This window comes from Staphylococcus schweitzeri (genome assembly GCF_002902405.1).
Taxonomy (GTDB): Bacteria; Bacillota; Bacilli; order Staphylococcales; family Staphylococcaceae; genus Staphylococcus; species Staphylococcus schweitzeri.
The window spans coordinates 1-2,199 of record NZ_PPQS01000023.1; the positions used below are offsets into that span (position 1 = coordinate 1).

Here is a 2,199-nt window from a genome sequence, read left to right on the forward strand (position 1 = left end):
TGGAAATGATAATTTAATAATGTACACTTTTGATTGTTTACACATGTACAATTTTTAAAAACCTAGGGATAATTTTGTTGAGGTGAACAACAATGAAATTATCTTTAGACATAAATATGGATTTTGAAGTTACTACTCTTACAGACTTACCAAAATTAAAAATTGTTATGGAGAACTTAAACATGAAAATAAACAAAAGTGAAATAGCGAGACACATGGGTGTTGATAGAAGAACAGTTGATAAATATTTAAATGGCTTTGAGCCAACCAAAAAGAGAAATCGTCAGTCTATTATTGACAAGTATTACCCTATCATCGAAAAATTACTTTCAGACCCTAGTGAACAAAAGTTCTACTATAAGCGTATTCTTTGGCAATATTTGAAGGATAAACATGGGTTAACCTGTGCCTATTCTACATTTAGAGCTTATATCCTTAAACATGATGAGTTTAATCGTTATTTTATGAAAGGTTATCAACAGATGTCGCCTAAAGGCACAACGAGATTCGAGACAAAAGCCGGTCATCAAGCACAGTTTGACTGGAAAGAAGGTATTAACTTTAAAACGAAGGATAATCAAATTGTTTCACTAAATATAGGCGTACTACTACTTTCTTATTCCCGTTTTGTAATCATGCAAGTGACAATGAATAAATCGAGTGATGTCTTATTTAATTTATTGACACAAGCGTTTGAGCTAATGGGAGGTGTGCCTAATGAACTTGTAACGGATAACATGAAAACGGTCATGGATCAACCAAGAACAGAACGTAAAAATGGTCAAATAAATCGTAGATTTAAACAATTCGCTGATGATTTTAATTTTAAAGTAAAACCTTGTATTGCCGGCCGTCCTAGAACAAAGGGTAAAGTTGAATCGATAATGAAAATATTAGATGAAATTCATGCATATCAAGGCGAATTATATTTAGAAGAGATTCCTAAGTTTATTTCTAATCTTAATGAGCGACTGAACTACTCAGTTCATACGAGTACAGGTAAAATACCTATTATTGCTTTAGAAAAAGAAAAAAGTTTCTTACAATCACTACCGAACGTGAATGTAAGAAACTCATATAAAGTGAAACATAAATATTTGAAAGTCAACCGCTCTAATATGATTACATATAAGTCCAATCAATATTCAGTACCAGCTGAATATTGTGGGAAAACAGTTGAAGTTCAAGTTTATGATCAAAAACTACACATTTATTATAACACTAAATCGATTTGTGAACATCTCATCACACAACGTAAATTAAATTATCAAAAAGAGCATTATTTAGAAACACTGTCATCTTCTTTTGGAAATAGAGAAATGGATGATATAAATCAGATTGCGATAGATAATTTGAATGCGATTGGAGAGTTGTATGATGAATAATTCGACGAATTATAAGCGCTTAAAAGCGAATTTAGAATATTTGAAAATGAATCAAATGATTAATCATCTTGATGATGTTATCGATTTTAGCATTAAAAACAACTTGTCATTTATAGATACACTAATTAAATTAAGTGACTACGAAATCGAAATTAAAGAGAAAAATTTGATTGAATCGATGGTAAAGGTGGCGGCATTTCCGTTTAAAAAAGAAATATCAGACTTTGACTTTAATTTTCAACCGAGCATCAATCAACAAGAAATTTGGGATTTTACAGATTTGCGTTTTATAGAAAAATATCAAAACATTGTCTTTTTAGGCTCAAGTGGCGTTGGTAAAACACATTTAGCTACAGGCATTGGTATGGCTGCAGCTAAAAATAGAGTAAGTACTTACTTTATTAAATGTCATCATTTGATAGAGAATTTAAGAAAAGCCAAACTTGAGAACAGATTAGAAAATAGATTGAAGCACTATAGCAAGTATAAGTTATTAATCATAGATGAGATTGGATACTTACCTATTGGAAGTGAAGATGCCAAACTATTCTTTCAATTAATAGATTTAAGATATGAGAAGAAAAGTACAATATTTACCACAAATATCAATTTCAACTTATGGAATGAAATATTTGATGATCCCAAAATCGCAAATGCGATTTTGGATAGGATATTGCATCATTCAAGTGTAGTTAAAATCACAGGCAAATCGTATAGATTAAAAGATCATTCACCTAAGAAGAAAATTACTTAGCAAATCATTTTGTACATTCTTATACAATCATTTATGTACATTTTTATATTGACATTTACA

General features: G+C 30.2%; 2 protein-coding genes. Both read left to right on the plus strand.

The window, feature by feature from the left end:
* Positions 1 to 92 precede the first annotated feature (92 nt).
* On the plus strand, positions 93 to 1,385 hold the full coding sequence (istA, locus tag CD116_RS04345) for an IS21 family transposase (RefSeq protein WP_103325192.1): 1,293 nt from the start codon (positions 93 to 95) through the stop codon (positions 1,383 to 1,385).
* Positions 1,378 to 2,139 carry an IS21-like element helper ATPase IstB gene (gene istB / locus CD116_RS04350; protein WP_047551825.1) on the plus strand — a complete coding sequence of 254 codons (762 nt, stop codon included), beginning with the start codon at positions 1,378 to 1,380 and terminating at the stop codon, positions 2,137 to 2,139. The genes istA and istB overlap by 8 nt, the downstream gene beginning before the upstream one ends.
* The last annotated feature ends 60 nt before the right edge of the window (positions 2,140 to 2,199 follow it).